We start from the raw sequence: 25,865 nt of genomic DNA, 5'->3' as shown, positions 1-25,865 counted from the left end.
GGCGCGGCCTGAGGAGAGAAGTGCATGACGCAAGTCACGGTGAAACAACTGGCCGATGAGGTCAAAACACCGGTAGAGCGCCTGTTGCAGCAGATGCGTGAGGCAGGTCTGCCGCACACCGCCGCCGAGGAACATGTGAGCGACAGTGAGAAGCAGTCTTTGCTGACTCACTTGAAAAGCAGCCACAAGGCGAAAGTGGAAGAACCGCGCAAGATTACACTGCAGCGCAAAACGACCAGCACCCTGCGTGTTGCTGGTAGCAAAAGCATCAGCGTTGAAGTACGCAAGAAGAAAGTCTTCGTACAGCGCAGCCCGGAAGAAATCGAAGCCGAGCGCAAACGCGAACTGGACGAACGTCGCGCAGTAGAAAATGCTGCTCGTCAGAAGGCTGAAGAAGAAGCCAAGCGTCGCGCCGAAGAAGAAGCGCGTCGCCAGCCTGCTGCTGCGCAACCTGCTAGCACTGAAGCAGTCGCCGCGCCTGTAGAAGCTGTGCGTGAGGCCGCTCCGGTGGCCCCGGCGCCAGCTCCGGCAGCCGACGCCCGCAAGCGCGACGAACCACGTCGTCCGGACAAGCCACGTGCTGACGATAACAATCGTCGCGGTGGTGGTGGCGATGGCGAGCGTAAAAACGCTCCGCATCGCGCTTCGGTCAAGGAAAAGGCGCCTGCTCCACGGGTTGCTCCACGTACTACCGACGAAGAAAGCGATGGCTTCCGTCGTGGTGGTCGTGGCAAGGCCAAGCTGAAGAAACGCAACGCCCACGGTTTCCAGAGCCCAACCGGTCCTGTCGTGCGTGAAGTGAAGATCGGCGAGACCATCTCTGTTGGCGATCTTGCCCAGCAGATGTCGGTCAAGGCTGCTGAAATCATCAAGTTCATGTTCAAGCTGGGTACGCCAGCCACCATCAACCAGGTACTGGATCAGGAAACTGCCCAGCTGGTCGCTGAAGAACTGGGCCACAAAGTGGTTCTGGTCAGCGACACCGCCCTGGAAGATTCCCTGGCCGAGTCCCTGAAGTTTGAAGGTGAGGCGGTTTCCCGTGCGCCGGTCGTGACCGTAATGGGCCACGTTGACCACGGTAAGACATCCCTGCTCGACTATATCCGTCGTGCGAAGGTTGCAGCTGGCGAAGCCGGCGGCATTACCCAGCACATCGGCGCCTACCACGTTGAAACCGAGCGCGGCATGGTGACGTTCCTCGACACCCCAGGTCACGCTGCGTTTACCGCAATGCGTGCCCGTGGTGCCAAGGCAACCGATATCGTGATCCTGGTGGTTGCGGCGGACGACGGCGTGATGCCACAAACCATCGAAGCCGTCCAGCACGCTAAAGCGGCGGGTGTGCCGCTGGTCGTGGCAGTGAACAAAATCGACAAGCCGGGCGCCGATCTCGATCGCATCCGCAGCGAACTGTCGGTTCACGGCGTGACGTCCGAGGAGTGGGGTGGCGACACCCCGTTCGTACCGGTCTCCGCGAAGATGGGTACAGGTGTCGACGAGCTGCTCGAAGCTGTCCTGCTGCAAGCCGAAGTCCTGGAACTGACGGCTACGCCTTCGGCTCCTGGCCGTGGTGTCGTGGTTGAATCGCGTCTCGACAAGGGCCGTGGCCCGGTGGCGACCGTGCTGGTCCAAGACGGTACGCTGCGCCAAGGCGACATGGTGCTGGTCGGTTCGAACTATGGCCGTGTCCGTGCCATGCTCGACGAGAACGGCAAGCCAATCAAGGAAGCCGGTCCAGCCATCCCTGTCGAGATTCTCGGCCTGGACGGTACTCCGGATGCCGGCGACGAAATGAGCGTAGTGGCTGACGAGAAGAAAGCCCGTGAAGTGGCGCTGTTCCGTCAAGGCAAGTTCCGTGAAGTCAAGTTGGCCCGTGCTCACGCCGGCAAGCTTGAGAACATCTTCGAGAACATGGGCCAGGAAGAGAAGAAGACGCTTAACATCGTCCTCAAATCTGACGTTCGCGGCTCCCTCGAAGCGTTGAACGGCGCCTTGAATGGCCTGGGTAACGACGAAGTGCAAGTGCGTGTTGTCGGTGGCGGTGTCGGTGGTATCACCGAATCCGACGCCAACCTGGCACTGGCTTCCAACGCTGTACTGTTTGGCTTCAACGTGCGTGCCGATGCTGGCGCACGGAAGATCGTCGAGCAGGAAGGCCTGGACATGCGTTACTACAACGTCATCTACGACATCATCGAAGACGTCAAGAAAGCCCTTACCGGCATGCTTGGCAGTGACGTCCGGGAAAATATCCTGGGTATCGCTGAAGTCCGTGACGTGTTCCGTTCGCCGAAGTTCGGCGCGATCGCAGGTTGCATGGTGGTCGAGGGTACTGTGTACCGTAACCGTCCGATCCGTGTACTGCGTGACGACATCGTTATCTTCGAAGGCGAGCTGGAATCCCTGCGCCGCTTCAAGGATGACGCTGCCGACGTACGTGCCGGCATGGAATGCGGTATCGGCGTCAAGAGCTATAACGACGTCAAGGTCGGCGACAAGATCGAAGTCTTCGAGAAGGTTCAGGTTGCTCGCAGCCTCTAACTCGCGCACTTCAGGAGCCACGCCGCGTGTGGGGATGCAAATGCCCCGCGCAGCGTCAGGACTCTAAACGCAACGCCCGGTCTGGCTTTTGTCAGGCCGGGCGTTTGCCGCTTTCAGACCCCACGGGTTTCACCGTGTGGCAGTAACAGGTAACAAGACATGGCAAAAGAATACAGCCGCACCCAGCGTATCGGCGATCAGATGCAGCGTGAGCTGGCACAGCTGATCCGTCGTGAAGTCAAGGATCCACGGGTTGGCCTGGTCACCATCACCGCTGTTGAAGTGAGTCGTGACGTGGGTCACGCGAAGATCTTCATCACCGTGATGGGTCAGGACAACAGCGAAGAAATCGCGCAAAGCATCAAGGTGCTCAACTCGGCCGCGGGTTTCCTGCGCATGCAGTTGGCGCGTGAAATGAAGCTGCGCAGCGTGCCACAGTTGCATTTCCACTATGACGAAAGCGTTGTACGTGGCGCACACCTGTCGGCACTGATCGAACGTGCGGTGGCTGAAGACAGTCAGCACCCGTCCACGCCTGAAGACGCCAAGGAGTAATCGGTGGCTCAGGTCAAGCGTATCCGTCGTAACGTCAGCGGTATCATTCTGCTCGACAAGCCCATTGGTTTTACTTCCAATGCGGCGTTGCAGAAAGTCCGCTGGCTGCTCAATGCCGAAAAGGCAGGGCATACCGGCAGCCTCGATCCCCTGGCAACTGGCGTATTGCCATTGTGCTTTGGCGAGGCCACCAAGTTCTCGCAATACCTGCTCGATTCCGACAAGGGTTATGAAACCCTGATGCAACTGGGCAAGACCACCACCACGGCCGACGCCGAAGGTGATGTCTTGCAGGTTCGCGAGGTGACCGTTGGTCGTACTGATATCGAGGCGGCTTTACCGGCTTTCCGTGGGCAAATCAGCCAGATACCGCCGATGTACTCGGCGCTCAAGCGTGATGGCCAGCCTTTATACAAGCTGGCACGTGCCGGTGAAGTAGTGGAGCGCGAACCGCGTTCTGTTACTATTGCGCGCTTGGAATTGCTCGCCTGTGAAGGCGACACCGCCCGGTTGGCGGTGGACTGCAGCAAAGGCACCTATATCCGTACCCTGGTGGAAGATATTGGTGAGCGTTTGGGCTGTGGCGCATACGTTGCTGAACTGCGACGTACCCAGGCTGGCCCTTTCACCTTGGCCCAGACGGTCACGCTGGAAGAGTTGGAAGCGGTGCATGCCGAAGGTGGCAACGAAGCGGTCGATCGCTTCCTGATGCCGTCGGACAGTGGTTTGCAGGATTGGCCCTTGCTGCATTTTTCGGAACACAGTGCGTTCTACTGGCTCAACGGCCAGCCGGTACGTGCCCCGGATGCCCCGAAATTCGGCATGGTGCGAGTACAGGATCATAACGGTCGCTTTATCGGTATCGGTGAAGTGAGCGAAGACGGGCGGATCGCGCCGCGTCGACTGATTCGGTCAGAATGACCGAACGAGGGTGGCTGTTAACAGGCATGGTCACTACTCATTTTTAGATACAGGGATTTGTCCCTGGCCTGTTGAAACTGCCCTTTGGGTGGTTTCCTGAAAAAAGGATTGCCTCATGGCTCTCGACGTTCAAGAAAAAGCACAAATCGTAGCTGACTATCAGCAAGCTGTTGGTGACACTGGTTCGCCAGAAGTGCAAGTTGCACTGCTGACCCACAACATCAACAAGCTGCAAGGTCACTTCAAGGCCAACGGTAAAGATCACCACTCCCGTCGTGGTCTGATCCGCATGGTAAACCAGCGCCGTAAGCTGCTGGACTACCTGAAGGGCAAGGATCTGGGTCGTTATCAGGCTCTGATCGGTCGCCTGGGTCTGCGTCGCTAATCAGCGATTGCGCTAGAGGTTGGTTGTCTGCCGTGTGTCAGTGGGATTCCCGCTGGCCCATGGCAGGCTCCCAGCCTCAAGTTTTATCTGGATACACGTTTTACCCTGGACGAGGGTTGGGCCGATTCCCGACATTGCCCAAGAATTTCGCAAGAAGACAAGTTCCCCAAGAGCCACAAAGAAGGTAGGACACCGTGAACCCGGTTATCAAAAAATTCCAGTTCGGTCAGTCGACCGTTACCCTCGAGACAGGCCGTATTGCCCGTCAAGCCTCCGGCGCAGTGCTGGTTACCGTTGATGACGACGTTACCGTTCTGGTGACCGTTGTTGGCGCCAAGACCGCTGACCCAAGCAAAGGCTTCTTCCCTCTTTCCGTTCACTACCAGGAAAAGACTTACGCCGCCGGTAAGATCCCTGGCGGTTTCTTCAAGCGCGAAGGCCGTCCTTCCGAGAAAGAAACCCTGACTTCCCGACTGATCGACCGTCCGATCCGTCCGCTGTTCCCAGAAGGCTTCATGAACGAAGTGCAGGTTGTCTGCACCGTCGTCTCCACCAGCAAGAAGACCGATCCGGACATCGCCGCGATGATCGGTACTTCGGCCGCCCTGGCTATCTCCGGTATTCCTTTCGATGGTCCGATTGGCGCAGCACGCGTTGCGTTCCACGAAAGCACCGGCTACCTGCTGAACCCGACTTACGAGCAACAGAAAGCCTCGAGCCTGGACATGGTCGTGGCCGGTACTTCCGAAGCTGTGTTGATGGTTGAATCCGAAGCCAAAGAGCTGACCGAAGACCAGATGCTGGGCGCCGTACTGTTCGCCCATGACGAGTTCCAGGTGGTGATCAACGCTGTCAAGGAACTGGCCGCCGAAGCCGCCAAGCCAACCTGGACCTGGGCTCCGCAAGCCGAAGCCACCGAACTGCTGGGCGCTATCCGTGCCGAGTTCGGCGAAGCCATCTCCCAGGCCTACACCATCACCGTCAAGGCCGACCGTTACGCGCGCCTGGGTGAGCTGAAAGACCAGGTTGTGGCCAAGCTGTCCGGTGAAGAAGGCCAGCCTTCTTCCAGCGAAGTGAAAGCGGCTTTTGGCGAGATCGAATACCGCACCGTTCGCGAAAACATCGTCAACGGCAAGCCGCGTATCGACGGTCGCGACACCAAGACTGTACGTCCGCTGAACATTGAAGTCGGTGTTCTGCCGAAGACTCACGGTTCGGCGCTGTTCACCCGTGGCGAGACCCAGGCGCTGGTTGTTGCGACCCTCGGTACCGCCCGCGACGCACAGTTGCTGGACACCCTCGAAGGCGAGAAAAAAGACCCCTTCATGCTGCACTACAACTTCCCGCCGTTCTCGGTGGGCGAGTGTGGTCGCATGGGCGGCGCTGGTCGTCGTGAAATCGGTCACGGCCGTCTGGCCCGTCGTTCGGTGCAGGCCATGCTGCCGGCTGCTGACGTGTTCCCGTACACCATTCGCGTGGTGTCGGAAATCACCGAATCCAACGGTTCCAGCTCCATGGCTTCGGTCTGCGGTGCTTCCCTGGCCCTGATGGACGCCGGTGTACCGATGAAGGCGCCGGTTGCCGGTATCGCGATGGGTCTGGTTAAAGAAGGCGAGAAGTTCGCCGTCCTGACCGACATCCTGGGTGACGAAGACCACCTCGGCGACATGGACTTCAAAGTAGCGGGTACCGCCAAAGGCGTGACCGCGTTGCAGATGGACATCAAGATCAAGGGCATCACCGAAGAAATCATGGAAATCGCTCTGGGCCAAGCCCTGGAAGCGCGCCTGAACATCCTCGGTCAGATGAACCAGATCATCGGTCAGTCCCGTACCGAGCTGTCGGAAAATGCTCCGACCATGATCGCGATGAAAATCGACACCGACAAGATCCGTGATGTCATCGGTAAAGGCGGCGCGACCATTCGTGCGATCTGTGAAGAGACCAAGGCTTCGATCGATATCGAAGACGACGGCTCGATCAAGATCTTCGGTGAAACCAAGGAAGCTGCTGAAGCTGCACGTCAGCGCGTTCTGGGCATCACTGCCGAAGCCGAGATCGGCAAGATCTATGTCGGTAAGGTTGAGCGCATCGTCGACTTCGGCGCATTCGTCAACATCCTGCCAGGCAAAGACGGTCTGGTTCACATCTCCATGCTGAGCGATGCTCGCGTCGAGAAAGTGACCGACATTCTGAAGGAAGGCCAGGAAGTGGAAGTGCTGGTACTGGACGTGGACAACCGCGGTCGTATCAAGCTCTCCATCAAGGATGTAGCCGCAGCCAAGGCATCGGGCGTTTAAGCAACCCGTAGCCTCACGCTGAAAAAAGGACTCTTCGGAGTCCTTTTTTTATGCGCGCGGGAAACTGAATGAAAATCAGCGTTTTAGCCTTTCCCAAAACCCGCAACTTGCACGCAGGTGCGCAGGGCTTCATGCAAGTTGCACGATTACGCAAATTGGCGATTATTTTAAGCTGTTGTTTTATAACGACTAATTTCCTGTTCATGAGTTGGCACACTGCCTGCAACATCCCTTGCAACGCTGCGGCATCAAGGTTTAAACGCTGCAGGTTTTCGATAAAACAGGAGTTACTCGTATGAAGAAGTTCGCTCTCGCTACCGCAACAGCTACCGCTCTGACCCTGGCAATGGCTAACGCGACCTACGCTCAAACTTCCCAGGCCCCAATGACACTGGCGGCAGGTGAAGCTACTCAGGTTAAGGAATCGGCTTCAGACACTTGGATCACTACCAAAGTCAAAGCGGACCTGCTGACCGAGAAAGGCATTCCTGGTTCCGATATCAAGGTTGAGACCAACAAAGGTGTGGTTTCCCTGTCTTCGGATGAAGCGATTTCCGATTCGCAGAAAGAAATGGCCGTTAGCATCACCAAGAAAATCAAAGGTGTAAAAGCGGTATCCGCTGATGGCCTGATGGCTGGCGGCGCTGCCCAAGCTGACAATGTCGACAAGGCTAAGGAAACCACTTCGGATACCTGGATCACCACTAAAGTCAAAGCCGACCTGGTAACCGAAAAAGGTATTCCTGGTACCGACATCAAAGTCGAAACCAACAAAGGCGTGGTTTCCCTGTCCTCGACTACCGCCGTGACTGAGTCGCAGAAAGAGATGGCAGTCGCCATCACCAAGAAAATCAAAGGCGTCAAAAGCGTTTCGGCCGATGGCCTGAAAGCCGAGTAACGCACGATGTATCGACTGGACTGAAGAAAGGCGGCGGCGAGCGAGTCAGATTTCCGCTCAATGCACCTTACGGGTTCATGCGACCGACCACACGGATGTGGTCATTACGGGCCCCGACACTTGCAGTGTCGGGGCCCGTTCTATTGGGGAAGGGAATTTATACGTTGAACGATCGGTTATTCGGCATCCAGGTGCATCGGCGTGATCACCCGGCCATCCTTCTCGGCTTGCCCCAGGCTTGCATCAATAAAGTACACCCTGTCGTCTTCCAGTTGCCCTTTGTCCACCAAGTAATCCTTGATGGTGCTGGCCCGATCCTGGCCCAGTTGGCGTAACAGCACTTCACTGCCACTCCAGAACTTGATCACGCCGTCACGCAGCTTCGCTGTGCGCTCATCGCGGCTGAGGTCTTTCCATTCGGCCGGCGGCTGTAGTTTCAGGCGAGTCCGGTAGATGCCCTCGAGCAGCGGTGCTTTCTCGCTCTCCGGTACTTCCAGCAACGATGCCTGGGCCGGAACCTTGTCGCCCCGACGCTGGAGGATCTTGTAGTAGTTGTACTGGTATTCGCGTTCCAGGCGCTGAGCGGCGAGCAAAGGCCCGTCGCTGCTGGCTGCCGCAGTGCCTTCGATTTCCAGGCGCAGGGCAGGGCGCTCCTTGAGCGCCTTGGAAAGGCTAACCAGTGCGGACTCGGCGTCCTTGCTCAGCTCGCTGGAGCCGGCGGCGAACGAGACGTTGCCAAGGTCTTCCGAGCCGCCACCGGTCACCAGCCCGCCGATAAACTTGAACGGCGCCGTGGCTGCGCGTACCACCAGGTTACGCAAGGTTTGCCAGACGATCGGCATCACACTGAATTGCGGGTTGTTCAAGTCGCCCGTCACTGGCAGCTCGATGGATATCTTGCCATCGGTGTCCTTGAGCAAGGCAATCGCCAGGCGAATCGGCAGATCCACGGCATCCGCGCTGTCTACCTTCTCGCCCAATTGCAGTTGTTCCACCACCACCTTGTTCTCGGCCTTCAACTGGCCTTTGGTGATGACGTAATGCAGGTCAAGGTTGAGCCGGCCCTTGCGGATACGGAACCCGGCGAACTTGCCCGAGTAGGGCGTCAGTGTCGTCAGTTCGACGCGTTTGAAGCTGGTGGCGATATCCAGCGCCGCCATCGGGTCAAACGGGTTCACGCTGCCCTTGATCGTCACGGGCGCATAGCGGTCAACCTTGCCCTTGATATCGACGCTGGCAGGTTTGGCCTGACGGCTGTCGATAGTGCCGATCTGGCCGTTGAGTTGCTGGATGGCCGTGGCGAAGTTGGGAGTCAGGCTGAAGTCGGCAAAGTTGGCCGAGCCGTCATTGATCGCAATCTGGCCAATATGAATGCCCAGGGGCTTCTCGTGGCTTGCAGTGGATTTGGCGGCTGACTTGGCGCCACTGTTGGCCGGTTGGGGAATCAACAGGTCATCGACGTTAGTGCTGCGATCATCGTTGATCATGAAGCGCGCGTAGGGTTGCAGCAGGTTCACCTTGTCGATCGACAGGCTGTCACCGTGCTGATAGTTCAAGCCTTCAACCACCAGGCGCTGCCATTTCAGGAAGTCACGGGTCTTGAGGGTGTCCAGGGTGTGTAACTGGTCCACCTGGGCGCGGCCGGTGATTTGCAGTGCGAGGGGCTCGGTGCCCTTGAGGTTCACATCCAGGTTGCTGCCCAGCATGCCGCTTCGCAGCTCCAGGCGAATGAACGGGCTGATATAGGCCTGGGCGACCCGCAGGTCGATATCCTTGGTGTCGACTTTGAGCTTGGCGCTGATCGGATTCAGATTAACCTGGCCGCTCGCCTGGAGCTTGCCCTGTTTACCCAGGCCGGTATCGATCTTGAGCGTGAAAGGGCTCTGGTTGAGGCTGTCGAAGTCCTGTATGTCGACATTCAGTGGGCCCAGGTCCAGCGCCACCTCAGGTTTGACCTGACGGTCTGCCAGATGCACTTGGTAGTTGCGCAGTTGGACATCCTTGAGCAGTACTTGCCAAGGCTTGCTCGGGGCGGCGGGTTCCGCGGCCGGTGAGTCGGCGGTGGCGGGAGCACTCGCGGGTTCCGGGGCCGCGGCCGGTTTGCTCGGTTGACTGGCGAACAGCTTCTGCCAATCCATCTGGCCGTCGGCTTCGCGCGCGGCCCAGGTTTCGAGTTTGTTGCTGCGGATCTTGCCGACAATCACCTGCTGCTTGGCCAAGTCGATTGAGGTTTCGCTGACATCCAGGCGCTCCAGGCGCGCCAGCGGCCTGCCATCCGGCGCTTTGATGGCGAAAGGGGCGATGCTCGCGGTGGTGTTGGTCAGATTCAGTTCGGTTTCTTTGGACAGGTTCAGCGAGTAGTCGGTGCTGAAATTCAATACACCGTTTTCCAGCACCAGTGGCAGAGCGTCGCGCACATAGGGCCACCAGGCTTTCATCTGGCCATCGGTCACCTTCAGCTTACCCTCGGACGCGATGGGCACCAGGCTGAAGTTGCCGGTCCAGTCGATCTGGCCGCCTTGGGGGCCGGCTGCCACGAGGGTCATGTCGGCGTTGTCTTCGGGCAGGGTGCTGAGGTTTTTCAGCTCGAAGTCGAGTGTGTCGTAGAGAAATTCAATGGGCTCGCTGGGGCGCAAGTCTTCAAACCGGACGTACCCGGCGGCCAGCTTGATACGCTCGATGCGCAGCGGGAACGGTTTGCTCTCGGGATCATCCGGGGTGGGCTCGCTGGCGGGCAGTTTGAACAGTTGCGTCAGGTTGAGCGTGCCGGATTTGTCGAACAGCACTTCGGTCTTTGGTTTGTCCAACTGCACGTCGGCCAAGTGCAGGACCCGGGTCCAGAGACTGTCGATCTGCAGATTGGCATAGAGGCGTTCAAAACCTACCTGCTCCTTGCCCGGCTCGCCGATATTCAGGCCCCAAAGGGTCAGTTCAAGGCTGAAGGGGTTGAACTCGATGCGTTCGAGGCGGGCCGGTACCGTGGCGTAGTCGGCTAACTGTTGATTGGCCACGCGAAGGGCTATACCGGGGAGAATCAGGAAGCCCAGCAAGCTGTAGAGTGCAAGGGCGGTCAGCAAGGCGCCAGTGGCGCGAATCAATCCTTTGGGCATGGGTGACGCCATCTATGTCGATCAAAGAGTGCCTTGGAGTATGGCACGGGTTTACGGTTCCGAAGAACCGCACCTTTATTACGGTAACCGGGTTCTTTTAGGACAGGTCCTACAGTTGCAGGATCAGGGTCTTCAACGGGGGCTGCTGGTCCTGGGAGGGAAAGTCTGCGCCTGGCGTCATGATTGTCCAGTCGCGCACCGGCCTTCCGGCTTTTTCGGCGCAGCGCAGCACTTGCTCACGCCAGTCATCCATGCTGACTTTTGCCAGGTTGTTGCAGCAGATCAGCACGCCGTTATCGGCCGTCGCCAGCAACGCAGGCTTGAGCAAACTCTGGTAGTCGCGCAGCAGGTCGACGGTACCAAAGGCGCTTTTGGCCCAAGCTGGAGGGTCGAGCAGCACGAGGTCGTATTGGCGTTGCTCCAGGCGTGGGTAGCTGGGCAGTTTTTGACCGCGACGCTGGGTAATCGGCAAGCCCGCCAATTGGCGGATGGCGGGGAAATAGTCGGATTGCACAAACTGCATTGCCGGCAGTTGCGGGTTCAGCTGGCCGTTTTCGCGACCGACCGCCAGATTGCCCTCGGCAAAGTCCAGGTTACACACTTCACGGGCGCCACCGGCTGCTGCGCTCAGGCCCACGCCACAGGTGTAAGCGAACAGGTTCAGCACACGTTTGCCGGCACTGTGTTCCTTGACCCAGCCACGGGTGTTACGCAGGTCCAGAAACAGCAACGGGTCTTGCCCGGCATGGCGACCGCGTACGCGATAGTTCAGGCCCCACTCATGGCCGACCAGGTCTTCCAGGGCGGCGGGTTCGGCGCGGTAGACCGTGTCTTCACGGTCGATGCGCGAGTTGCCACGGGAGCGATCGTTGTAGACCAGCAGCAGCTCAAGGCCCATGTACTGGTTGACCTGCTGGTGCAGCTGCAGCAGGACGTCGCGTTCCAGGGACTGGTGAAAACTCTGCACCAGCAATTGCGGACCATAGCGGTCGATGGTCAGGCCACCTGCGCCTTCCTGGCTACCATGGAACAACCGATAACAATCGCTGCCTTGGGCATGCAGCTCGGCGAGCAGGTCTTGGCGGTGATCGAGAGCGGCGCGCAGCGCCTGATTCAGGGAAGACATGGAGCGCGCCTTGCGGGTTGATTGGGGCGCAGGAGTTTAACAGCTATCGGGTTTACTGTAGGAGCCGAGGGGCACGCCTACAGTAAACCCATGCGTCGATGCGCTCTTTGTGCCGAACCATTGCGCATCGCCCAGCGCAACAACGGCGCGCTACGCCTGACACCGGCACGGATCAGCTGACGTTGCAGCGGGCTTGGTTGTTGTCCAAGCATGCTGCCGGCCCAATCCGGCAACAGGTCGATGCCGGCGCGCATCATCAGCGAGCCGAAAGGCTTGGCCAGCGTGCTTGGGGCCGGCGCATCCAGCAGCAGGCGCAGCACTTCATGGCTGCGTGTGTCACACAGCAGTTGCGGGCGGATACGTTGCAGGTAATCAGCCACTTCCTGGCGTGAGCGCGGCACATGGCGCGCCCCCAGTCGTTCGGCGACCAGGGCAATCTCGGTGTAGTACCGATCCTGATCCCGGGGCGATAAATCGGGGTTTCGGTAGCGCAGGTGTGCGGCGAGGAAGCTACTGACCTCGGCAACATGAACCCAGGTCAGCAATTCAGGATCGCTGGCCGCATAGGGACGGCCGTCAGGCGCATGACCGACGACTTGCAGGTGGATGGTGCGCACTTTTTCAATCAGCCAATCGGCGTCGCGGCGTGAGCCGAATGTCGTGCCGGAAATAAACTGCGAAGTACGCCGTAAACGGCCGAGCATATCCTGGCGAAAGTTCGAGTGGTCCCACACCCCGGCCAGGGCCAGAGGATGTAGTGCTTGCAGCATCAAGGCACTGATGCCGCCGATCAACATGCTGCTGAAGTCGCCATGGACTTTCCAGCTCACCGAATCCGGTCCGAACAGTCCGGGATCGCCCTTGGGGTGTTCCAGGTCCAGGTTGCCCAGGGACAGGCCGGTCAGGCTCATCAACTGGGATTCGATGCGGCTACGCAGAAATTCCATGGCGGCTCAGGGGTCCTATCGGTTCAGGCGCTTGTCGATCAAACCGTCGACCACGCTGGGGTCAGCCAAGGTAGACGTGTCCCCCAGGCTGTCCAGCTCATTGCAGGCGATCTTGCGCAGAATACGTCGCATGATCTTGCCTGAACGGGTTTTGGGCAAGGCTGGCGCCCATTGGATCAACTCAGGCTTGGCGAAGCTGCCGATCTCTTTGCTGACCAGATCCAGCAAGTGTTTTTTCAACGCGTCGCTGGGCTCGACGCCATTCATCGGCGTGACGAAGGCATAAATGCCCTGGCCCTTGAGATCATGGGGATAGCCGACTACTGCTGCTTCGGCCACTTGGTCGTGGAGCACCAGCGCGCTTTCCACCTCGGCGGTGCCGATGCGGTGCCCGGAGACGTTGATTACATCGTCGATCCGCCCGGTGATCCAATAGTCACCGTCCGCGTCGCGCCGTGCGCCATCGCCGGTGAAGTAGTAACCGGGATAGGGTTTGAAGTAGGTGTCGAGCATGCGCTGCGGGTCGCCGTAGACACTCCGGATCTGCCCCGGCCAAGTGGATTTTATGGCAAGCACGCCGCTTCCCGCGCCGCTGATTTCCTTGCCCTGTTCATCCAGCAGGACGGGCTCTACACCAAACATGGGCCGGGTCGCGCAACCGGGCTTGATGGTTTGTGCGCTGACCAGCGGACTGAGCATGATGCCGCCGGTTTCAGTCTGCCACCAGGTGTCGACAATCGGGCAGCGCTGCTCGCCGACGGCGTTGAAGTACCAGTCCCAGGCTTCGGGGTTGATCGGTTCGCCGACGCTGCCCAGCAAGCGCAAACTGGCGCGTGAGGTGTTTTCCAGGGGGCCGGGACCTTCGCGCATCAACGCACGCAAGGCGGTGGGCGCGGTATAGAAAATATTCACCTGATGTTTATCGATCACTTGCCAGAAGCGCGAGCTGTCCGGGTAGCTCGGGACGCCTTCGAACATCAGCGAGGTCGCGCCATTGGCCAGCGGCCCGTAGACGATGTAACTGTGGCCGGTGACCCAGCCGACGTCAGCAGTACACCAGAACACCTCGCTGTCGCGGTAATCGAGCACGTACTTGAAGGTCATCGCCGCTTGCAGCAGGTAGCCGCCGGTGGTGTGCAGCACACCTTTGGGTTTGCCGGTGCTGCCGGAGGTGTAGAGGATAAACAGCGGGTCTTCGGCGTCCATTGGCTCGGGAGGGCAATCCTCGCTGGCACTGTCCACGGCCTGTTGATATTTCAGGTCGCGGCCTTCAACCCAGTCGATCGCCACGCCGGTACGCTCTACCACCAGCACTGAGCTGACATTCGGACAACTGGCCAGGGCCTTGTCGACATTCTGCTTCAGTGCCACGGGTTTGCCGCCACGCACGCCTTCGTCGGCGGTGATCAGGGTACGGCAGTCGGCATCGAGAATCCGGTCACGCAGGGCGTCCGGCGAGAAACCCCCGAACACCACTGAATGCACCGCACCGATGCGGGTGCAGGCCAGCATCGCATAGGCGGCTTCGGGGATCATCGGCATGTAGATGCAGACGCGATCACCTTTCTTCACGCCGCGGCTTTTCAGCACATTGGCCAGGCGGCAGACGTTTTGATGAAGTTGGCGGTAGGTGATGCTGGAGGTTTTCGTCGGATCATCGCCTTCCCAGATAAACGCCGTTTGTTCGGCGCGCCGGGACAGGTGGCGATCGATGCAGTTGTAACTGACGTTCAGTTGGCCGCCGGCAAACCATTGGGCCTCACCGGTCTTGATGTCCGAGTGCCGGACGCGGTTCCAGGGTGTGATCCAGTCGAGAAATCCCTTGGCCTGTTCGGCCCAGAACGTCTCCGGTTGCTCGATGGACTGGCGATAGAGGCGCTGATAATCCTCTTGACTGAGTTGCGCAGCCCGGCGGACGGCATCGGCCTTGGGGAAAGTGCTGATATCGAACATGAGGGATCCTTATTCTTGTTATGTGCGACAAGAGATAAAGATGCACCCTGTGGCGGGTAGGTTCAAGGCCAACGTCCAAACGGACGTTGGCCCTGGTGACCTCGCATCAGCCGCGGTGGCGACCGCGGAAGTAGTTGATCAAACCCTGGGTCGAAGCGTCCTCGGCAGACGTTTCCTCGTTGCCGGTCAGGCGGTTATAGACGCCCTTGCCCAGCTCCTTGCCCAGCTCGACGCCCCATTGATCGAAGGCGTTGATGCCCCAGATGACGCTTTGCACGAACACTTTATGTTCATACATCGCCACGAGCGCGCCCAGACGGCGCGGGCTGATGCGCTCCACCACCAGCGTGTTGCTCGGGCGGTTGCCCGGAATCACCTTGTGCGGGGCCAGCTTCTGCACCTCGTCTTCGCTCAGGCCCTTGTCACGCAGCTCGGCCTCGGCTTCGCTGCGTGTTTTGCCGAGCATCAGCGCCTGGCTTTGCGACAGGCAGTTGGCGTACAGCCATTGGTGGTGGTCGGAAACCGGGTTGAAACTGACGATCGGCACAATGAAGTCGGCCGGGATCAGTTGGGTGCCCTGGTGCAGCAACTGGTGGTAAGCGTGTTGACCGTTGCAGCCCACGCCGCCCCAAATCACCGGGCCGGTATCGGTGGCGACCGGCGTGCCGTCCTGGCGTACGCTTTTGCCGTTGGATTCCATGTCCAGTTGTTGCAGGTGTTTGGTGATGTTCCGCAGATAGTGGTCATACGGCAGGATTGCGTGGCTTTGCGCGCCCCAGAAGTTGCCGTACCACACGCCGAGCAGCGCCAGCAGCACCGGCATGTTCTGCTCGAACGGCGCGCTCTGGAAATGCTGGTCCATGGTGTAGGCGCCGGACAGCAACTCCTTGAAGTTGGACATGCCGATGGCCAGGGCGATCGGCAAGCCGATGGCCGACCACAGCGAGTAGCGACCGCCCACCCAATCCCACATCGGAAAGATGTTTTCTTCGCGGATACCGAAGGCCACGGCCGCGGCGTTGTTGCTGGATACGGCGATGAAGTGGCGATACAGCTCAGCTTCCGAGCCGCCCTGGGCCAGGTACCAGGCGCGAGCGGCCTGGGCGTTTTTCAGGGTTTCCAGGGTGTTGAAGGATTTCGACGAGACGATGAACAGCGTGGTCTCGGCGCGCAGCTTCATGGTCAGCTCGTGGAACTCGCTGCCGTCGATGTTCGCCAGGTAGTGACAGCGCACGCCCTTGTGGGCGTAGGACAACAGAGCCTCGGACACCAGCTGGGGACCGAGGAACGAGCCACCGATACCGATGTTGACCACGTCGGTGATCGGCTTCTCGGTATAGCCGCGCCACAGACCGTCGTGGATGCGCCCCACCAGATCGGTGATCTGGTTCAGTACCTTGTGCACGTCCGGCATGATATTCGTGCCGTTGATCGACAGTTTGTCACCCACCGGCCGACGCAACGCGGTGTGCAGCGCTGGGCGACCTTCGGAGGAGTTGACCGGCTCGCCGTCGAACAATGCCTTGATCGCACCTTGCAGATCAACTTCGTTGGCCAGGCCCACCAGCAGGTCGCGGGTTTCACGGGTGATGAGGTTTTTTGAGTAATCGAGGAAAAGTCCGCAGCTGCTCAAAGTGAACTGGTTAAAGCGCTGGGGATCGGCATTGAAGGCTTCGCGCATGCTGAAATCCTGCATGGCTTGGCGATGTTGATTGAGCGCTTGCCAGGCGGGCAGAGCGGTAACGTCGTGAGGAGTGCGGTAGTACGCCATCGCTGCGGGTTTCCTTTTTATTGCTGGGACTGCCTTTAAGACACTTGAAAGCCCGGAACGTCCAGCTTTTATAGCTGATGTTATAAAAGGGCGGGTTCCGACCAACTGCGTCAACGCTACAAATAGCGTCGGGCGATTACATTAAACCTAGCGTGTCGATATGTCTTGGCTTTGTCTGCGCTGCGGCCGGTACTTTTTTGTACCGGCCGCAGCGCTGGGGCTATTTAGGCGGGCAGGTTCAGGTGCAGGTTGTCGATCAAGCGGGTCGCGCCCAGGTAGGCGGCCACCAGGATAACCACATCCCGATCCTCGGCGGTTGCCGGGCGCAGGTGCAGGCCCTGGCGAACTTCCAGGTAGTCCAGGCGCAGGCCGGCGGCCTCGATTTGCTGGATTTGCTCGGCGCGCAGCCTGGCAAAGTCCCGATCACCGTTTTGAAGGGCGCTGGCAATGTGGCGCAGGCTGCGGTACAGCACCGGTGCAATGGCCCGCTGTTCTTCGGTGAGGTAACCATTACGGGACGACAGGGCGAGACCGTCTTCGGCACGGACCGTGGGCTCGCCGATGATCTGTATCGGCATGTTCAGGTCGCGGACCATGGCGCGAATGACCGCCAGTTGCTGGTAATCCTTTTGGCCAAATACCGCCAGATCGGGTTGCACCATATTGAACAGCTTGCTGACCACTGTCGCCACGCCTTCGAAGTGACCGGGCCGGCTGGCGCCGCACAGGCCTTCGGACAGTTGCGGCACGCTGACACGAGTCTGGACGCTCATGCCGTCGGGATACATTTCCTCGACAGTCGGGGCGAACAGCAAGTGACAGCCGGCCTGCAGGAGCTTTTCCTGATCGGCTGCGAGCGTGCGTGGGTATTTGTCCAGATCTTCGCCGACGCCGAATTGCAGCGGGTTGACGAAAATGCTCGCCACCACGAAGTCTGCTTGTTCGGCGGCCTTGCTCACGAGTGTCGCGTGGCCGTGGTGCAGGTTACCCATCGTGGGTACGAAGCCGATGCGTTTGCCGGCACTGCGCGCGTGGGTGACGGCCGCTCGCAGTTCGCGCAGGGTCTTGACGGTGTTCATGCGGAGAATCCGTGTTCGGTGCCAGGGAAAGTGAGCGCCTTGACTTCGCTCACGTAGGCGCTCAGGGCCGCTTGAATACTGTCCTGGCCAGCCATGAAGTTCTTCACGAATTTCGGCGCGCGACCGGTGAGGGCCAGGCCGAGCATGTCGTGCAGGACCAGGACCTGGCCGTCGGTGGCAACCCCCGCGCCGATACCGATGACAGGGATTTTCACCGCTTGAGTGATTTCTTCGGCCAACTCGCTGGGCACGCACTCCAGCACGATCATGGCGGCGCCGGCCTGCTCCAGGGCAATGGCATCGGCGCGCATCTGCCGCGCCTGGGCTTCGTTCCGGCCCTGAACCTTGTACCCGCCGAGGATATTGACTGACTGGGGCGTCAGGCCCATGTGCGCGCACACCGGTACTCCACGCTCAGCCAGCAGGCGAATCGACTCCGACAACCAGGCGGCCCCTTCCAGCTTGACCATGTGTGCGCCAGCCTGCATCAGTTGCGCACTGTTGTGCAGTGTCTGCTCAAGGGTCGCATAAGCCATGAAGGGCAGGTCGGCAATGATCAGGGCGCCATCGTTGCCGCGTTTGACACTGGCCACGTGATAGGCGATCTCCGCAGTGGTGACGGGCAGCGTGCTGTCATTCCCTTGTAGAACCATGCCCAGTGAATCGCCCACCAGTAACACCTCGACTCCGGCCTGGCAGCACGCCTGGGCAAAGGTGGCGTCGTAGCAGGTCAGCATGGTGATTTTTTCACCGTTGAGTTTGAGGTTCTGCAAGGTGGTCAGGGTAATGTCTGGCATGAAAAGGGTCCTCGTTCAGGCGCTTGGAAACAGCGAGTAACGCGCGTGAGTCTTCGTTTATACAGGCGCACTTTCTTCAGAGCAGTGCTTATAAGGCCTGGATTGCGCCCTTTAGCGCCGGGTTGGCGGCAGCGGGACGCCTATAGTCGTGAGGAGGACTCTGGAAGTCAATTGCATGTGTTACCGCATTGTTACGAGCGCGATGTTACCGCTGTTACTGAGGCGATCGTAGGCGCGAGCTTGCTCGCTCCTACAGTGGCAAGCGTTCCAGGCCGACAAACGGACAGGCAGCCAGCAAGTCGCCGAGGGTTTGCCCGTTGGGCAGTTGCAGGTCGGCCGGCGCCAGTTCCGCGAGCGGGTACAGCACGAATGCCCTGAGATGCAGTTGGTAATGCGGCACCTTGAGGCGCGGCTCATCGATCAGCCGGTCGCCGAATAGCAGGATATCCAGGTCAAGTGTGCGTGGCCCCCAGCGCTCAAGGCGTTCGCGGCCCTGATCGTTCTCGATGGCCTGCAGCGCATCCAGCAATGCCAGTGGCGCAAGGGCGCTGTCCAGCGCCGCGACCGCATTGGTGTAGCGCGGTTGGCCTGGGAGCAGGGAGTCACTTTGATAGAACGCGGACACGCCGACGAAGGTGCTGTCCGGCAATTGCGCCAACGCCTCGAGGGCGCTGCGCAATTGTTGGTCTGGAGCGGCGAGGTTGCTGCCCATGCCGATGTAGATACGCTCCACGGCGCTTACTCGCCCGCTGCGCCCGAGGTGTCGGCGGCGCTGCGCTTGCGCTTGCTGCCACTGCTGCGGCGACGCTTTTTCGGTGCATCGCCACTGCCATCACCCTTGCCGCTCAGCTCACGAATCATCTCGCGGCGCTCGCTGTCGTTGGCGTCCTGATAGTCGGTCCACCATTCGCCGAGGCCGTCGGTCTGCTCGCCGGCGCTTTCACGCAGCAACAGGAAGTCGTAGCCGGCACGGAAGCGCGGATTATCCAGCAGCAGGTCGGCGCGTTTGCCGCTGCGCCGTGGCAGGCGTTCCTGCATGTCCCAGATTTCGCGGATCGGCAGGGTGAAACGCTTGGGAATTGCGATGCGCTGGCACTGTTCGGCGATCAATTCGTGAGCGGCTTCCTGCATGGCAGGGATCGGCGGCATGCCACGGTTCTGCAAGCGCAGGACTCGTGCAGGCAGCGCTGGCCAGAGCAAGGCCGCAAACAGAAACGCCGGGGTCACAGGTTTGTTCTGTTTGATCCGCAAGTCGGTGTTGATCAACGCTTCACTGATCAGCGTGTGGGTGTAGGTCGGGTTGCGCTCCAGGGCTTCGGCGCTGGCCGGGAACAAGGGGTCGAACAATTGCAGGTCCACCAGCATTTCGAAGGTGTCAGCGGCATAGCCCGAAAGAAATAACTTGAGCACTTCTTCGAACAGGCGCGCCGAGGGAATTTCCCGCAGCATCGGCGCCAGGTCACGGATAGGGGCGGCGGTGTGTTTCTCGATACCGAAGTTCAGTTTGGCGGCGAATCTGACGGCCCGCAGCATCCGCACCGGGTCTTCCTGGTAGCGCTGCGTCGGATCGCCGATCAGGCGTATCAGGTTATTCCGAATGTCGTGTACGCCGTTGGCGTAATCGAGGATGCGTTCGCTGACCGGATCGTAATAAAGGGCATTGATGGTGAAGTCACGACGTTGCGCATCGTCTTCCAGCGTGCCGTAGACGTTGTCCCGCAGAATTCGCCCGCTTTCGTTGCGGGAAGACTGGTTGCTGTCTTCCTCTTCATCGTTTTGCGGATGGTTGGCGCGGAAAGTTGCGACCTCGATGATCTCGCGACCAAAGTGGATATGCACCAGTTTAAAGCGCCGGCCAATGATCCGCGCGTTGCGAAACTCGGCGCGCACTTGCTCTGGCGTGGCGCTGGTGGCGACGTCGAAATCCTTCGGCGTGATGTTAAGCAACATGTCCCGCACACAACCGCCTACCAGATAGGCCTGATAGCCAGCGTTCTGCAAGCGTTCGACGATGTTCACCGCATAACGGCTGAATTGGGCACGTTGCAACGAATGCTGGCTGCTATTGAGCACCTCAGGCGTGCTGCGTTTGTGTTGCGTACGACGCAAGGGGGAACGGAATGACTGGAACAACTTCTTCAGCATGGGATGCACTGTTTGAAGGAATGTTCGGCCAAAACGAAGAATGACCGCATGATGGGCCGGGATTCTAGCATTTAGTCAGGGGATGGTGTAGGAACTAGCTGCAAACGTTGAGCCGTACGCTCAAATGAGGAGGGGAGGACAAAACCCGAAAGCCGGATTTCAGAAACTACAAGGGGAGCCGAAGCTCCCCCAGAAAGTAGTTGCGTGCTCTATTTTTATTATTGGTTGCGGGCTTCTTGTTTTTGTTGATCGCCCTCGCCATGAGATTTCACCTTCATGACACTCCCAATCGGGAGTCAAGAGCAAACGGATTGCTTTGGTCGCTGTGTTGCTATGATCAATGATCCAACCAGTTCAGGCTCTGCCTTAGGGCAGTTTTTTGTTGTTCTCGGCCTGGTTGCGGGGCAAGCCCCAAATGCAACGCCTCTCCAAAAGAATCAGTTAGCTGCGCCTCCGCCGTGTTGTTTTTATTGTGCGTGAGTCGATTCGTCTTATTTTTATTGTCTTTGTACGGTGCTTGTTATTGTTCTTGTACCAAACATATAGCAGGGTGCGTGCCAACTTTTGCAATCCCCAGCAAAACAAAGGGTTCGGCGGGTCTTCTGGCTTTTGTTGGACAAAAAAAGCCGGGGTTTCGTTACCGTAAGCCCCGGCTTTTTGTTACGCGAATATCTGAGGTAACAGTTTTTTCACGTTTGAGGTGTTACTCCGTGTGAAGTGGCCTCAGCTCTCGCTGGCAACCCCGGTCTTGCGACGTGGAATCCCCAGGCGTTGGCGGCGTTCCCACAGGCACTTGCGGCTCACGCCCAGTTTGCGGGCCAGCTCTGTTTCGGTCATGTGGTCCTGATGTTCCAGGACGAAGTGCTGGAAGTAGTCTTCCAGTGACAAATCCTCCGTGGGTTCATGACTGGTGTTAGTGCCGCCCTGCTGCGGCGCCAGGCCGATGAAATCGTCATCGTCCAGGTCGCTCAGTTCGATATCGATTCCGAGCAGTTCAGCAGAAATTTCCGGGTTCTCCGACAGAATCACTGCCCGCTCCACGGCGTTTTCCAGCTCTCGCACGTTGCCTGGCCAGGCGTAATGCCGAATGGCCTGTTCGGCGTCTGCGGCGAACTTCAGGTCGGTGCGGTTGACGCGGGCGCTCTGGCGTACCAGGAACGCATTGGCAATTTCGTTGACGTCGGCCCCGCGCTCGCGCAAAGCCGGCAGTTTGAGAGCGATGACGTGCAGTCGGTAGTAAAGGTCTTCACGGAACTGGCCGACTTTTGCCAGGCTTTTCAGGTCCCGGTGAGTGGCCGCGATCAGGCGTACGTCAACCTTTTGCGATTGGACCGAACCGACGCGGCGGATTTCGCCTTCCTGTAGCACCCGCAGCAGACGTGCCTGGGCCTCCAGAGGCAGCTCGCCGATTTCGTCGAGGAACAGGGTTCCGCCGTCCGCCGCTTCCACCAGGCCCGCACGGCCGGCGCTGGCACCGGTAAAGGCGCCTTTTTCGTGACCGAACAGTTCGGACTCGATCAGGGATTCAGGGATCGCCGCACAGTTCACCGAGATCATCGGTGCCTTGGCGCGTTTGGACAAGTTATGCAGGGCGCGGGCCACCAGTTCCTTGCCGGTACCTGACTCGCCCTGGATCAATACATTGGAGTCAGTGGGCGCCACTTTGCGGATCTTGCCGTACAGATCTTGCATCGGCGGGCAGGAACCAATGATGCCAATCTCGCCGTTAGCGTTATCGGCGCCCGGCTTGTCGGCACCGTTGACGGTCTTGCTGGCGGGACGTTCAGCCGGTGCATTGTTGGCCGTCTGTCGGTCGCGCAGGATCCGCGCCACGGCCTGGAGCATTTCATCGTGATCGAAAGGCTTGGCGATGTAGTCCACCGCGCCCATCTTCATCGAATCCACCGCCGAGCGCAGGCTGGCGTAACTGGTCATGATCAGCACCGGGGTGCCCTGGCCGAGCTTGATCAGCTCGGTGCCAGGCGCGCCGGGCAGGCGCAGGTCACTGACGATCAGGTCGAACGTGGGAATGCTGAAACGCTCCTGGGCTTCCTGCACCGAGCCGGCTTCGCTGACCTGGTACTGATTACGTTCAAGCAGGCGACGCAAGGCAGAGCGGATAATGGTTTCGTCTTCGACGATCAAAATGTGCGGCATTGATTCAATTCTCTCGACGGTCTCAGTTCACAGCGGACGTCGCTTCGACATGACGCGGCAAGGTCACCCGAATACGGGTGCCGCGTTGGCTTTCGGTGTCAGCCGGGCTGTCGATGGTGATTTGTCCATAATGCTCTTCAACGATGGAATAGACCAGAGCAAGGCCCAGACCGGTACCTTCACCTGGATCCTTGGTGGTGAAGAAGGGTTCGAACAATCGGTCCATGATGTTCTGTGGAATACCGCTGCCTTCGTCCTCGACGATCAAGTCGACCGTATGCTCGAAAGCCTCGCTCTTGACACGTACCGCGCCCCCGGCCGGGGTCGCGTCGCGGGCGTTGGACAGCAGGTTGATCAACACTTGGGCCAAGCGTTGAGAGTCACCGTCGACCCAGTGTTCCGGGTCGCACAAGTTAAAGAACTGTACTTCGAAATTCCGTCGGTTCAAGGCCAGCAGCCCAATGGCATCCTGGGCGACTTCGGCGAGGCACACCGCTTCATCGAGATTTTGGTGACCGCCGGCGTGGGCGAAACTCATCAACGACTGCACGATGCGTGACACGCGCTTGGTCTGCTCGAGGATCTGCCCGCTGATTTCGGTGATTTCGGCGTCTTCTTCACGCTCTTCCCGCAGGTTTTGCGCCAGGCACGCGATACCGGTGATCGGATTGCCGATTTCATGGGCCACGCCCGCCGCCAGTCGGCCAATGCTGGCCAGGCGCTCGGAGTGAACCAACTTGTCTTCGAGCATCTGGGTGTCGGTCAAGTCCTCCACCAGCAGTACCAGGCCGCTGTTGCCGGGGGCCAACGGCTCGTCGATCGCGGCTTTGTGCAGATTGAGCCAGCGGGTCTGGCCGTCCAGGGCCAGGTGTTGTTTGTGCAAGTGCTCGTCAGGCAGGTCGATAAACCCCTGGAGCAATTCTTTCCAAGGCTCGCCAATCGTATTCAGGCGCGAACCCACTACCCGTTGCGCGGCGATCCCGGTGAGTTCCTCCATGGCCTTGTTCCACATCAGGATTTCCTGATCCTTGGCCAGCGAGCAGACGCCCATGGGCAACTCCTGCAGCGTCTGGCGGTGGTAGCGGCGCAGGGCGTCGAGTTCGGCGGCAAGGCCGGTCAGGCGCGAATGGTAGTCCTCCAGCCGGCTCTCGATGAAGTGGATGTCTTCGGTGACATAGTTTTCGCCACCGGCCTTATAGGGCAGGAAGGTTTCCACCATGTCCTGGGACACGCTGGGGCCCATCAGGCCCGAGAGGTTGGCTTCGATGCGGTCGCGCAGGCGGCGCAGGGCGTAGGGACGGCGCTCGTCGAAAGGCAGGTACAAGTCGCGCAACGCCTGCTCCACTTCCTTCTGTGCCGCCTTGGCACCCAGGGGCTTGGCCAACTGCGTGGCGAACTCCTGGGGCGAGGCGGCGTGCAATTCACGTCGTTGCGGACGGCGCACGTTATCCACCGCGCAGGCTTCGGCAGCGCTGATTTCTTCCGGGCTGGCGTTGGTGAACAGCGAAGTGAGGGTGAACATCAGCACGTTGGCCGCCAGTGAGGCGATCGCCGCCATATGCCAGCTGGTGTCGTCCAGCACATAGATCATGTTCAACAGCGGAATGTAGAAGCCCTGCAGATTACCGACCAGCGGTAACAGCATGGTCACCACCCACACCAGGATGCCCGCCAGCAACCCGGCAATGAAACCGCGCCGATTGGCGGTTGGCCAATACAGGACCGACAAGACGCCCGGCAAGAATTGCAGCGTGGCAACGAAGGCAACGATGCCCAGGTTTGCCAGGTCTTGCTCGGCGGCCATCAACAGGTAGAAACCGTAACCGGCCATGATGATGGCCACAATCAGCGCGCGACGCGTCCATTTCAGCCAGCGGTAGATGTTTCCCTCGGCAGGCGGTTGGTACAGCGGCAGTACCAGGTGGTTGAGCGCCATGCCCGACAGGGCCAGGGTGGTGACAATGATCAATCCGCTGGCCGCCGATAAACCGCCGACATAGGCGAGCAGCGCCAAGGCCTTGCTGTTGGCGGCGATGCCGATGCCGAGAGTGAAGTACTCGGGGTTGGTGGTCGCACCCAGCTTCAGGCCTGCCCAGAGGATCAGCGGCACCGCCAGGCTCATCAGCAGCAGAAACAGCGGCAAGCCCCAACTGGCACTGACCAGCGAGCGCGGGTTGAGGTTTTCGGTGAAGGTCATGTGGTACATGTGCGGCATGACGATGGCCGAGGCGAAGAACACCAGCAGCAGCGTGCGCCACGGGCCCTCTTGCAGCGGCGTGTGCAGAGCGGCGAGGGCCGTCTGGTTTTGCAGCAGCCATAGCTCCAACTGGTGTGGGCCGTCGAACACGCCGTACAGCGCATACAGGCCGACACCGCCGATGGCGATCAGCTTGATCACCGATTCAAAGGCAATCGCAAACACCAGGCCTTCGTGTTTTTCGCGGGTGGCGATATGTCTTGAACCGAAGAAGATCGTGAACAGGATAATCAGCGCACAGAAGCTCAGGGCGACCCGATGCTGCACCGGCTCCTGGGTGAGAATGCCGATGGAGTCGGCCACCGCCTGGATTTGCAAGGCGAGTAGCGGCAGTACGCCGATCAGCATGAAAATAGTTGTCAGTGCGCCAGCCCAGGTGCTGCGAAAGCGAAAGGCAAACAGGTCCGCCAGTGACGACAGTTGGTAGGTGCGGGTGATTTTCAGAATCGGGTACAACAGCACCGGCGCCAGCAGGAACGCTCCGGAAACACCCAGGTAACTGGAAAGGAAGCCGTAGCCATATTGGTAGGCCAGGCCCACCGTGCCATAGAACGCCCAGGCGCTGGCATACACGCCCAGCGACAAGGTGTAGGTCAGCGGATGGCGAATGATCGCCCGCGGAATCATCCCGCGCTCACTGATCCAGGCGACTGCGAACAGCGTGGCCAGGTAGGCGGCGCTGATCAGCAGCATCTGGGTCAGGCTAAAGCTCATCGGCATCTTTTTGGCTCTGCAGAATGAAAGTCACTACGATCAGGATCAGCCAAAGCAGATAGGGGCGGTACCAGGCACCCGTGGCGTCGATCCACCAATCCATGATGGCGGGGGAAAACAGATAAATCCCGACGACCAGCAGGAGGACCAATCGATAGATATACATACTGGCCTCTGATTGAAAATACGGCAGTGCGGTGGTTTTCTGT

18 protein-coding genes are annotated in these 25,865 nt (G+C 59.4%); 6 read left to right on the top strand and 12 right to left on the bottom strand.

What is annotated here, in order from left to right:
• The first annotated feature begins 24 nt into the window (after positions 1–24).
• The 6 genes from infB (at position 25) to AC6CIA_RS20340 (ending at position 7,600) form a co-directional block, all read left to right on the top strand.
• Positions 25–2,541 (top strand): translation initiation factor IF-2, encoded by a 2,517-nt coding sequence (gene infB, locus AC6CIA_RS20365; RefSeq protein ID WP_498314596.1) that lies wholly within the window; start codon positions 25–27, stop codon positions 2,539–2,541.
• A gap of 159 nt (positions 2,542–2,700) precedes the next feature.
• The gene (rbfA, locus tag AC6CIA_RS20360; RefSeq protein WP_003176137.1) at positions 2,701–3,096 is read left to right on the top strand and encodes a 30S ribosome-binding factor RbfA; all 396 of its coding nucleotides are present in this window, start codon (positions 2,701–2,703) and stop codon (positions 3,094–3,096) included.
• Positions 3,097–3,099: 3 nt separating this feature from the next.
• On the top strand, positions 3,100–4,017 hold the full coding sequence (gene truB / locus AC6CIA_RS20355; protein ID WP_339530954.1) for a tRNA pseudouridine(55) synthase TruB: 918 nt from the start codon (positions 3,100–3,102) through the stop codon (positions 4,015–4,017).
• 115 nt (positions 4,018–4,132) lie between these two features.
• Positions 4,133–4,402 (top strand): 30S ribosomal protein S15, encoded by a 270-nt coding sequence (rpsO, locus tag AC6CIA_RS20350; RefSeq protein WP_003176135.1) that lies wholly within the window; start codon positions 4,133–4,135, stop codon positions 4,400–4,402.
• A 194-nt stretch (positions 4,403–4,596) separates the two neighbouring features.
• Positions 4,597–6,702, top strand: a complete 2,106-nt coding sequence (gene pnp, locus AC6CIA_RS20345; RefSeq protein ID WP_339530950.1) for a polyribonucleotide nucleotidyltransferase — start codon at positions 4,597–4,599, stop codon at positions 6,700–6,702.
• A gap of 295 nt (positions 6,703–6,997) precedes the next feature.
• Positions 6,998–7,600 (top strand): BON domain-containing protein, encoded by a 603-nt coding sequence (locus tag AC6CIA_RS20340; RefSeq protein ID WP_498314594.1) that lies wholly within the window; start codon positions 6,998–7,000, stop codon positions 7,598–7,600.
• Positions 7,601–7,776: 176 nt separating this feature from the next.
• On the opposite strand, the gene AC6CIA_RS20335 is transcribed toward AC6CIA_RS20340, so the two are convergent.
• The 12 genes from AC6CIA_RS20335 to AC6CIA_RS20280 all read right to left on the bottom strand — a co-directional run bounded on the left by AC6CIA_RS20335 (position 7,777) and on the right by AC6CIA_RS20280 (position 25,822).
• Positions 7,777–10,710 (bottom strand): DUF748 domain-containing protein, encoded by a 2,934-nt coding sequence (locus AC6CIA_RS20335; protein WP_498314592.1) that lies wholly within the window; start codon positions 10,708–10,710, stop codon positions 7,777–7,779.
• Between the two features lie 109 nt (positions 10,711–10,819).
• Positions 10,820–11,836 carry a class I SAM-dependent rRNA methyltransferase gene (locus AC6CIA_RS20330; RefSeq protein WP_498314591.1) on the bottom strand — a complete coding sequence of 339 codons (1,017 nt, stop codon included), beginning with the start codon at positions 11,834–11,836 and terminating at the stop codon, positions 10,820–10,822.
• Positions 11,837–11,913: 77 nt separating this feature from the next.
• Positions 11,914–12,783, bottom strand: a complete 870-nt coding sequence (locus AC6CIA_RS20325; protein WP_498314590.1) for an oxygenase MpaB family protein — start codon at positions 12,781–12,783, stop codon at positions 11,914–11,916.
• Between the two features lie 15 nt (positions 12,784–12,798).
• Positions 12,799–14,736: an acetate--CoA ligase gene (acs, locus tag AC6CIA_RS20320; RefSeq protein WP_498314589.1), complete on the bottom strand. Its 1,938-nt coding sequence runs from the start codon at positions 14,734–14,736 to the stop codon at positions 12,799–12,801.
• Positions 14,737–14,842: 106 nt separating this feature from the next.
• Positions 14,843–16,507, bottom strand: coding sequence for a glucose-6-phosphate isomerase (pgi, locus tag AC6CIA_RS20315; RefSeq protein WP_498314588.1), 1,665 nt, complete (start codon positions 16,505–16,507; stop codon positions 14,843–14,845).
• A gap of 224 nt (positions 16,508–16,731) precedes the next feature.
• Positions 16,732–17,586: a pantoate--beta-alanine ligase gene (gene panC / locus AC6CIA_RS20310; RefSeq protein ID WP_498314587.1), complete on the bottom strand. Its 855-nt coding sequence runs from the start codon at positions 17,584–17,586 to the stop codon at positions 16,732–16,734.
• Positions 17,583–18,383 carry a 3-methyl-2-oxobutanoate hydroxymethyltransferase gene (panB, locus tag AC6CIA_RS20305; RefSeq protein ID WP_498314585.1) on the bottom strand — a complete coding sequence of 267 codons (801 nt, stop codon included), beginning with the start codon at positions 18,381–18,383 and terminating at the stop codon, positions 17,583–17,585. The genes panC and panB overlap by 4 nt, the downstream gene beginning before the upstream one ends.
• Before the next feature lie 250 nt (positions 18,384–18,633).
• Positions 18,634–19,116, bottom strand: coding sequence for a 2-amino-4-hydroxy-6-hydroxymethyldihydropteridine diphosphokinase (gene folK / locus AC6CIA_RS20300; protein ID WP_498314583.1), 483 nt, complete (start codon positions 19,114–19,116; stop codon positions 18,634–18,636).
• Between the two features lie 5 nt (positions 19,117–19,121).
• On the bottom strand, positions 19,122–20,528 hold the full coding sequence (locus tag AC6CIA_RS20295) for a polynucleotide adenylyltransferase PcnB (protein WP_498314581.1): 1,407 nt from the start codon (positions 20,526–20,528) through the stop codon (positions 19,122–19,124).
• Between the two features lie 723 nt (positions 20,529–21,251).
• A complete protein-coding gene (locus AC6CIA_RS20290) occupies positions 21,252–22,685 on the bottom strand; it encodes a sigma-54-dependent transcriptional regulator (protein WP_498314579.1) in 1,434 nt (477 codons plus the stop codon).
• A gap of 22 nt (positions 22,686–22,707) precedes the next feature.
• Positions 22,708–25,662, bottom strand: a complete 2,955-nt coding sequence (locus AC6CIA_RS20285; RefSeq protein WP_498314577.1) for a sensor histidine kinase — start codon at positions 25,660–25,662, stop codon at positions 22,708–22,710.
• Complete coding sequence (locus AC6CIA_RS20280; RefSeq protein ID WP_003176118.1) at positions 25,646–25,822, bottom strand: hypothetical protein; 177 nt, start codon at positions 25,820–25,822, stop codon at positions 25,646–25,648. The genes AC6CIA_RS20285 and AC6CIA_RS20280 overlap by 17 nt, the downstream gene beginning before the upstream one ends.
• Between the last annotated feature and the right edge of the window lie 43 nt (positions 25,823–25,865).

This window comes from Pseudomonas sp. GQ91 (genome assembly GCF_059758795.1).
Note: the sequence above shows the minus strand (reverse complement) of the source record. Positions and strands in the feature narration are given on the sequence as shown.

Excerpts from the sequence above, each read along its gene's own strand:
- infB (WP_498314596.1), top strand. The coding sequence starts at position 25 with ATGACGCAAGTCACGGTGAAACAACTGGCCGATGAGGTCAAAACACCG.
- rbfA (WP_003176137.1), top strand. The coding sequence starts at position 2,701 with ATGGCAAAAGAATACAGCCGCACCCAGCGTATCGGCGATCAGATGCAG.
- rpsO (WP_003176135.1), top strand. The coding sequence starts at position 4,133 with ATGGCTCTCGACGTTCAAGAAAAAGCACAAATCGTAGCTGACTATCAG.
- AC6CIA_RS20340 (WP_498314594.1), top strand. The coding sequence starts at position 6,998 with ATGAAGAAGTTCGCTCTCGCTACCGCAACAGCTACCGCTCTGACCCTG.
- AC6CIA_RS20335 (WP_498314592.1), bottom strand. The coding sequence starts at position 10,710 with ATGCCCAAAGGATTGATTCGCGCCACTGGCGCCTTGCTGACCGCCCTT.
- AC6CIA_RS20330 (WP_498314591.1), bottom strand. The coding sequence starts at position 11,836 with ATGTCTTCCCTGAATCAGGCGCTGCGCGCCGCTCTCGATCACCGCCAA.
- AC6CIA_RS20325 (WP_498314590.1), bottom strand. The coding sequence starts at position 12,783 with ATGGAATTTCTGCGTAGCCGCATCGAATCCCAGTTGATGAGCCTGACC.
- acs (WP_498314589.1), bottom strand. The coding sequence starts at position 14,736 with ATGTTCGATATCAGCACTTTCCCCAAGGCCGATGCCGTCCGCCGGGCT.
- pgi (WP_498314588.1), bottom strand. The coding sequence starts at position 16,507 with ATGGCGTACTACCGCACTCCTCACGACGTTACCGCTCTGCCCGCCTGG.
- panC (WP_498314587.1), bottom strand. The coding sequence starts at position 17,586 with ATGAACACCGTCAAGACCCTGCGCGAACTGCGAGCGGCCGTCACCCAC.
- panB (WP_498314585.1), bottom strand. The coding sequence starts at position 18,383 with ATGCCAGACATTACCCTGACCACCTTGCAGAACCTCAAACTCAACGGT.
- AC6CIA_RS20295 (WP_498314581.1), bottom strand. The coding sequence starts at position 20,528 with ATGCTGAAGAAGTTGTTCCAGTCATTCCGTTCCCCCTTGCGTCGTACG.
- AC6CIA_RS20290 (WP_498314579.1), bottom strand. The coding sequence starts at position 22,685 with ATGCCGCACATTTTGATCGTCGAAGACGAAACCATTATCCGCTCTGCC.
- AC6CIA_RS20285 (WP_498314577.1), bottom strand. The coding sequence starts at position 25,662 with ATGCCGATGAGCTTTAGCCTGACCCAGATGCTGCTGATCAGCGCCGCC.
- AC6CIA_RS20280 (WP_003176118.1), bottom strand. The coding sequence starts at position 25,822 with ATGTATATCTATCGATTGGTCCTCCTGCTGGTCGTCGGGATTTATCTG.